This is a genomic window from Sphingomonas sp. LH128 (assembly GCF_000293195.2).
GTDB lineage: Bacteria > Pseudomonadota > Alphaproteobacteria > Sphingomonadales > Sphingomonadaceae > Novosphingobium > Novosphingobium resinovorum_A.
The window spans coordinates 19,543-27,331 of record NZ_ALVC01000092.1; the positions used below are offsets into that span (position 1 = coordinate 19,543).

Annotated in this window: 6 protein-coding genes; all 6 read left to right on the plus strand. The window is 64.2% G+C overall.

The window, feature by feature from the left end:
- Positions 1–8: 8 nt before the first annotated feature.
- Positions 9–1,250: an MFS transporter gene (locus LH128_RS08265; protein WP_008829161.1), complete on the plus strand. Its 1,242-nt coding sequence runs from the start codon at positions 9–11 to the stop codon at positions 1,248–1,250.
- On the plus strand, positions 1,247–2,530 hold the full coding sequence (locus tag LH128_RS08270) for an MFS transporter (RefSeq protein WP_008829162.1): 1,284 nt from the start codon (positions 1,247–1,249) through the stop codon (positions 2,528–2,530). The genes LH128_RS08265 and LH128_RS08270 overlap by 4 nt, the downstream gene beginning before the upstream one ends.
- 110 nt (positions 2,531–2,640) lie before the next feature.
- Complete coding sequence (locus LH128_RS08275) at positions 2,641–3,858, plus strand: mechanosensitive ion channel family protein (RefSeq protein ID WP_008829163.1); 1,218 nt, start codon at positions 2,641–2,643, stop codon at positions 3,856–3,858.
- Positions 3,818–4,681 (plus strand): hypothetical protein, encoded by an 864-nt coding sequence (locus LH128_RS08280; RefSeq protein WP_172704996.1) that lies wholly within the window; start codon positions 3,818–3,820, stop codon positions 4,679–4,681. The genes LH128_RS08275 and LH128_RS08280 overlap by 41 nt, the downstream gene beginning before the upstream one ends.
- 48 nt (positions 4,682–4,729) lie before the next feature.
- Positions 4,730–6,307 (plus strand): DUF389 domain-containing protein, encoded by a 1,578-nt coding sequence (locus tag LH128_RS08285; protein ID WP_008829165.1) that lies wholly within the window; start codon positions 4,730–4,732, stop codon positions 6,305–6,307.
- Positions 6,304–7,789 (plus strand): SLC13 family permease (locus LH128_RS08290; RefSeq protein WP_008829166.1); only part of this gene is annotated, 1,486 nt, incomplete at its 3' end. The genes LH128_RS08285 and LH128_RS08290, both read left to right, overlap by 4 nt.

The following is a 7,789-nucleotide window of genomic DNA, read 5'->3' on the forward strand; positions in this document are numbered from 1 at the left end:
CTTCGTCGATGCTGAACGCCATCCTTCCCGTGCGCAGCCTGCTGCTCGCCATCTTCATGCTGATGGCGGGCGGCGGGTTCATGAATACGCTTGTCAGCGTGCGTCTCGAGCGCGCGGGAAGTGGCACGCTGGCGATCGGTCTTGTCGGCACCGCCTACTTCGCGGGGCTGGTCGCCGGATCGCTGCGCGCACCCGCATTGCTGCGCCGGATCGGCCATATCCGCGCCTTCGCCGCCTTTGTCGCGGTTCTGAGCGCCAGTACGCTGGCCTACGCGATCCACCGCGATGTGCTGTTATGGGGCACGCTGCGCTTTGCCGACGGCCTTTGCCTTGCAGGTATCTACGTCTGTCTCGAAAGCTGGCTGGGCGAGCGGGCCGAAGGGGCAGGGCGCGGAAGCATCCTGGCAGGCTACATGATCGCGCTCTACGGCGGGCAGGCGATCGGCCAGTTCACGCTGAACCTTGGCGGCGGGGGTTCGACGATGCCGCTGCTGGCAGGCTCGATCCTGATCTCGCTTGCCGCGGTGCCGGTGGTCCTGACCCGGATCGCGGCGCCTGCACCGGAAGAGGGCGCGTCGCTGGGTTTCCGCGAACTTTACGCCGTCTCTCCGCTTGGCATTGTCGGCGCGTTTCTGACGGGCGTGATGCTCGGGGCATTCTACGCGATGGGCGCGGTCTATGCGCGGCGATCCGGGCTGGACCTGTCTGCGACGGCCCTGTTCATGAGCGTGGTCATCATGGGCGGCGTCGCGCTGCAGTGGCCTCTGGGTCGCCTGTCGGACCGCATGGACCGGCGCAAGGTGATCGTGATGGGCTTTGCCGGAACGCTCATCGCCAGCCTTGCCATCGCGCTGACGAGCGGCACCGCGCCGCTGATGGCGTTCGGTGCCTTGTTTGGCGGCTTGAGTTTCGCTTTGTACCCTTTGTGTGTCGCTCACACCAATGATCACTTGACCTCGGATCAGCGGATAGCGGCCAGTGGGGGGCTGGTGCTTCTCTACTCGCTCGGCGCCGCGATCGGGCCTTCGATGGCGGCTATCGCGATGACTTTTCTGGGAACTTCGGGACTGTTCCTGTTCGTCGCAGTCTGCGCAGGCACGGCGCTCGTCTTCGGCTTGTGGCGACAGGCCCGTTCCGAGCCGGTGCCGCCCCATCTTCAGGAAACCTACGTCGTTCTGCCGCGAACCACGCCCCTTTCAATCGAAATGTCGGCCACGCCTGACGCCGCCGACGAAAGCACATCTTCATGACCGAACCGACCCCGCCCGCCGTCCTGCACCGCGCAATCGCCGCCTCGGCTATCGGCAACGCCACCGAATGGTTCGACTACGGCATCTACGCATATGGCGTGACGTATATCTCCGCAGCGCTTTTCCCCGGGGACACGGCGGAGGCGACGCTGTTTGCGCTGGCGACGTTCGCGATCTCGTTCCTGATCCGCCCGCTCGGAGGGTTCTTCTGGGGGCCATTGGGCGATCGCCACGGGCGCAAGGCGGTGCTGGGGGTGACGATCGTGATGATGGCGGGCGCGACGGTTTTGGTCGGCCTGATCCCGTCATACGCCGCGATCGGCATGTGGGCACCCGCATTGCTGGTGATCCTGCGCATGGTGCAAGGGTTCTCGACAGGCGGCGAATACGGCGGCGCGGCGATCTTCATGGCCGAATATGCACCCGATGCGAAGCGCGGCTTCTACGGCAGCTTTCTCGAAGTCGGCACGCTGGCGGGCTTCTGTGCGGGCGCAGTGCTCATGCTCGGGTTCTCGCTGCTGCTGGGCGATGCCGCGATGCGCGAGTGGGCATGGCGTCTGCCGTTCCTGCTTGCCGGGCCGCTCGGTCTTGTGGGGGTCTACTTGCGTTCGCGCATGGAAGAGACCCCGCTTTTCCGGGAGGTGGAGCAACAGGAGCATCGCGGCGCCGGATCTCCCTTACGCGACCTGCTGACCCGCCACCGTCGCCCGCTGCTGGCCATGAGCGGCCTTGTCATCGCGCTCAACGTCGTAAACTATACGCTGCTGAGCTACATGCCGACGTACTTCGAGCGGCGCCTCGGCCTCTCTACCGACGCCGCGCTGGCGGTGCCGCTGGCGGGAATGCTGTTCATGATGGTACTCCTGCCTTTCGCGGGGGCACTCTCCGACCGGATCGGCAGGAAGCCCATGTGGATGGCCTCGCTGATCGGGCTCATGCTGGCGGTGGTCCCGCTTTATCATGTGATGGATGCAGGCCCGGTGAGTGCGGTAATCGGCTATGCGCTTCTGGGAATGCTCTATGTCCCGCAACTGGCGACGATCTCGGCAACGTTCCCGGCCTTCTTCCCGACGCCGGTGCGCTTTGCGGGCTTTGCAATCGCCTACAACCTGTCGACTTCGCTGTTCGGCGGGACTGCGCCTGCGGTCAACGCCTGGCTGATAGACCGTACCGGCGATCCGCTGATGCCCGCCTACTTGATGATCGCCGCCTGCGTGGTGGGCCTCGCGGCATTGCGATTCACCGACGAAACCGCCCGACAGCCGCTGCGGGCCGCTTGACAACAACCTTGGGGGACTTTCTCTTGCCGATCGATGCCAGTGCCGCCCTTGCCCGACTTACGGGGGCGTGGGCACAAGAACCATGGGCGCGTACAGTACTGGGGCTTCTTGTGCTTGCGGGTTCAGCGTGGCTCGCCAACTGGATCGCCCGGCGGATCGTGCTGAACGGGATGATGCGGCTGATCCGGCGCACACCGTTCGAAGTCGGCGCGGATCGCATTGGTGCGATCGTCTCGCGCCTTTCGAACATCCTGCCCGCCCTGATTGTACAGGGCGGTATCGGCACTGTGTCGGGGCTGCCGATGGCACTGCCCAGCCTCGTCCACAGTATTTGTGCAGCCATCATCATCGTCAGCCTTGCCCTGGCGCTGACCGGTGTACTGACGCTGGGCAACGAGCAGTACCAGCGTCGTCCGGAAGCAGGTGACCGGCCGATCAAAGGCTATGTCCAGGTGGCAAAGCTGCTCGTCTATGGCGCGACCGCGATCCTGGTGATCGCGGCGCTCATGGATCAGTCCCCCTTGTTGCTGCTTTCCGGCTTGGGCGCCATGGCGGCGGTACTCATGCTGGTATTCAAGGACACGATCCTGTCGCTGGTGGCATCCGTTCAGATCACGTCCAACGACATGATCCGGGTGGGAGATTGGATCGAGATGCCCAAACTCGACGCCAATGGCGACGTCATCGATATCGCGCTTCATACCGTGAAAGTGCAGAACTTCGACAAGACGATAACCACCATACCCACGCACCGCCTGATCACGGACAGCTTCCGCAACTGGCGCGGTATGGCGGAGTCCGGCGGGAGACGGATCATGCGTTCGCTGATGATCGATCAGAACAGTGTGCGCTTCCTTGGCGACCAGGACCTTGCACGATTGTCGCGCTTCGCCGTGCTTCGGGGTTATCTCGATGATCGTCAGCGAGAGGTGTCAGACTGGAACCGTCATCATGCCGCCAGCGAAGTTCTCAATGCTCGCCAGCTCACCAACATCGGGACCTTTCGCGCCTATGTCCTCGCCTATCTGCGCAGCCGTACAGACATGGCCAAGGACAAGACCATGCTGGTCCGGCAACTGGAACCCGGCGAGCATGGCTTGCCCCTGCAGATCTATGCGTTCGCATCCACGACCGTCTGGGCGAGGTACGAGGACATTCAGGCCGACATCTTCGACCATCTCATCGCGATCATGCCGGAATTCGCCCTGCGCCTATTCCAGAGGCCGACAGGTCTGGACCTTGCGGGTCTCGTCACGCATGGCTCGGATGTGCCGGTGATCGGGCGGCATGAGGATGCAGCCCGGAAGAAAGATACAGTCCATGCCTGACTTTTCCATCAAAGCCCTTTGCGCCAGTTCACTTGCGGCTGCTGCGCTCGTTTCGGTCGCGCCCGCACATGCACAGACAGCGCCGCAGCCGGCCGGTCCGAGCTACCCGGACCTGGTGGAACTGTCCAAGCGTGCAGGCATGGTCATCAAAGCGCGGGTCCAGACGATATCGCGCCTCGATCCCGCCCAGGTCCGTAATCCGACCGCGCTGCACGATCGCTTTTACGCGCAAGCGCAGACCGAGGCCCTGATTTACGGACGTCAGGGCATCGGCCCTTCGCTGCGCTACCTTGTCGATCTGCCGAAGGACCGTCCGGAGCTTTCCGGGCGCGAGGTGCTGCTCTTCGCCTGGCGCGTGCCCGACAAGGCCAGTGACATCAAGCTCGTCGATCCAACGGCGCAAATCTTGTGGACGCCGCTCCAGGAAGCACGCTTGCGGTCCATCCTGAGTGAAATGGTGGCGCCCGACGCGCCGTCACCCGTCACACGGGTACGGGAACTGATGTTTGTGCCGGGCAACCTTGCTGGACAGGGGCAAACACAGATCTTCCTCGACACCAAGGGCGGGAGAGGCGCGGCTATCACGGTACGCCATCAGCCGGGCATGGCGCCGAGTTGGGGCGTGTCCTTCTCGCAGGTGGCTGCCGCAACTGAAGCGCCCCCGCGGCAAGACAGCCTGGCATGGTATAGCCTGGCCTGCTTCCTTCCCGCCTATCCGCCCGCAGCCGCGAACGTATCGCGCAGCAGCGCAAAGCAGGAACAGGCGCTGAACGACTATCGCATGGTCGTCTCGTCGCTCGGCACCTGCAACCGCACGCGATGAAGGGGCTTATTCCACCACCAGTTTGAAGGTTATGGGGACGGGGCAGGAATGACGGCATCTCAATCGGCGGCGGCGCCGGGCCACGAGGGCGCCATCCATGAACGGTTGGAGCATGTCGCGCTCTACCGCTGGTGGCGCCGGTCGGTCGTGGGGCGTGTCGATCACGAAGCGGTGATGGCGCGCATCGTCGAGGATAGCGGCTGGACTCCTCGCTACGCGTTCATGGTGATGATGTCGGCCGGTATTGCGGTCCTCGGCCTGCTGCTGTCCTCCCCGGCGGTGGTGATCGGCGCGATGCTGATCTCTCCGCTCATGAGTCCGATCCTTGGGCTCGGCTTCAGCCTTGCCCTGTTCGACTTCAGCGAGATGAGACGGGCGCTGACCGCGCTTGCGATCGGTGCCAGCGCGGCGGTGCTGTTCACGGCGCTGATCGTTGCGCTGTCACCCCTCCAGGCACCGACCAGCGAGATCATCGCGCGCACGCGGCCTAACCTGTTCGATCTCGCCGTCGCGCTTTTCGCAGCGCTTGCCGGAACGTTCGCGATCATCCGCGGGCGCGGCGACACGATCGTCGGCGTTGCCATCGCAACGGCGTTGATGCCTCCCTTGGCCGTGGTGGGCTTTGGCCTTGCGACCTGGAACATGCCGGTGCTGGGCGGGGCCTTTGCACTGTTCGTCACCAACTTTGTGACGATCGCGCTTTCGGCGATGATAATGGCCCGGTTCTATGGTTTCGGGCACCGCCTCTCCAGTCAGCAGACATGGACGCAGACTTTCGTCCTGTTGTTCGTCTTTGTGGCGATGGCCATTCCGCTTGGCATCTCCCTCAAGCAGATTGCCGGCGAAGCGGTGACGCTGAACCAGACCCGGTCCTTCCTCTCTGAACGCTTCGGTTCCGATGCTCGGGTTACTCAACTCGATATCGACTTCGACGCACAGCCGGCGGTGGTTCGGGCCGTCGTCATAACGCCGCGCGACAAGATGAAGCGCACCGCAGCTTTACAGGACGATCTCACCGCAAGACTGGGCCAGCCGATCAAGCTGCGTTTGGACCAGGTCCTGCTCGAGGCAGGGGCCGGTGCAATCGAGGCCCAGCGCGAGGAAATCCGGCAGGCGGGCGATGCCGCTGCCATCGAAACCCATCGCATTGCAAGCCTTTCACAGATGCTCGCCCTGACAGCCGGCATCGCGTCCGATGCCGTGACGATTGACCGCGATCACCATCGTGCGACGGCCAATGCAATGCCGCTTCCCGGAGCCACGCTGGCCACGTACCACACCCTGGAACGCCGGGCTGCTACCCATGCGGATGGATGGGACGTGGTGCTCACCCCGCCGCAGATGGCATATCCGTCGATCGGATTCCCCGGTTCGCAGGATGCACTCGACCTTCCGGCGCGCGAAGCCGTTTTGGTGAGCGCATGGGCCGCAAAACGCTGGAATGTGCGTGCTCTCGGTGTTCCGGGGCTGCCGAAGGAGGCACCAAAGACCCCCTCTTTGACCCAGCGGCGAGCCATCACCATCGCTGATCTCCTGCGGGAGAACGGTGTCGAAGCCGTGCCTGCTCCGGCCGCAGGAAGCCGCTTTGTCCTGCGAGAAGTCGAAGGAGACGGGGAACAGCCTTGAGCCCGGCCCTTGTCAGCGCCCTGATCCTGCTGGGTGCACTCGTCCTGTTCGTATCCGAGCGTGTCCGGCATGATCTGGTTGCATTTCTTGCGCTCTTCGCCTGCCTGGTGACGGGTCTTGTCGCGCCGGCTGACGCCTTTGCCGGATTTGCCGATCCTGCCGTGATGGCGGTTGCGGCGGTGCTTGTGGTCGGGCGGGCGATCGAGCTCAGCGGCGCTGCGGGTCTCGTTGCCGATCGGATCATCCCAATCAATGCGCCGTTCGCGATACGCTTGGCCGGCCTTCTGGTCGTCGGCGCTATGCTTTCGGCCTTCATGAACAATATCGCCGCTCTGGTCATCACGATGCCGATCGCGGCCGAGATCGCGCGTACGGCCAGGCGATCACCGGCCGCCACCTTGATGCCCCTCGCGTTTGCAACGATTCTGGGCGGGATGACGACGCTGATCGGGACGCCGGCTAACCTCATCCTGTCTTCCGTGCGGGAAGCGAGATTGGGTGCGCCCCTCGGCTTCTTTGCCATGACCCCCGTGGGGGTCGCAGTGACGGTCGTCGGCCTTGCCTACCTGTGTGTGGTGGGGTGGCGCCTGCTGCCGATGCGGACGCGCAGTTCCAGCAACGGAAAGCCGCCGTGGCGGGTGTACGAGCTGTCGGTGGTGGACGAGCGTTTGGATGCCGAGGAACTGCGTAGCCGCCTCCGGGCTGCCGGAGCGCGGATGCTCGCCACATTCCGGGACATCGCGCCGATAACCGGCGTCAATCAATTTCGGGCGCGGGACCGCCTGCTGGTCGTTTCGCGTAAGAACCAGTGGTCTGTAGCAGCGACAGCTGGCCTCGCCAGCGATGTTCCAGCAGACCATGTGCCAGATGCCGTCACCGTCCGCGTCGCGGTGGCGCACGGCTCTCCGCTCATCGGGCTTGGCTACGACGAAGTGCGAACCCGCAGCCGGCAGCAGCTGCAGGTTGTCGCGGTAGGCCCCCGCGTGGCCAGGGAACGGCGGCAATTGGTGGACATGCGCATACGGGCAGGCGACCAGCTCTATATCCGCGGTCCTCAGGCAGAACTTGGTGCGTTCAGCGCCAGTGCCCGTGTCCTTGAGATCGACCGGCACGATCCCGTCCCGACCGCTCACAGCCGCGCGGCCGGAATTCTCGCAATTTTCGCAGCGGCAATCGCCTGCATCGTCGGGCTTGGTCTCTCGCCTGCGCTGGCCTTCACGGGCGCCGCGGTCCTGATCGCGGCGCTGCGGCTGCTGCCATCTGAGGAAATCTACCGCTCCATCGACTGGAGCGTGATTGTCCTGCTTGCAGCCATGATCCCGGTTGGACAGAGCTTTGAGAACAGCGGTGCTGCAGCCATCGCCGCACAGTGGCTGGGCGAGACGTTGACGGGATTGCCGCTGATCGTCGTGCTGGCCGCGCTTGGCTCCGTCACCTTGGTGCTTTCGATCTTCCTCAACAACGTGGCGACGGCGATCATCA

Excerpts from the sequence above, each read along its gene's own strand:
- LH128_RS08265 (WP_008829161.1), top strand. The coding sequence starts at position 9 with ATGCTGAACGCCATCCTTCCCGTGCGCAGCCTGCTGCTCGCCATCTTC.
- LH128_RS08270 (WP_008829162.1), top strand. The coding sequence starts at position 1,247 with ATGACCGAACCGACCCCGCCCGCCGTCCTGCACCGCGCAATCGCCGCC.
- LH128_RS08280 (WP_172704996.1), top strand. The coding sequence starts at position 3,818 with ATGAGGATGCAGCCCGGAAGAAAGATACAGTCCATGCCTGACTTTTCC.
- LH128_RS08285 (WP_008829165.1), top strand. The coding sequence starts at position 4,730 with ATGACGGCATCTCAATCGGCGGCGGCGCCGGGCCACGAGGGCGCCATC.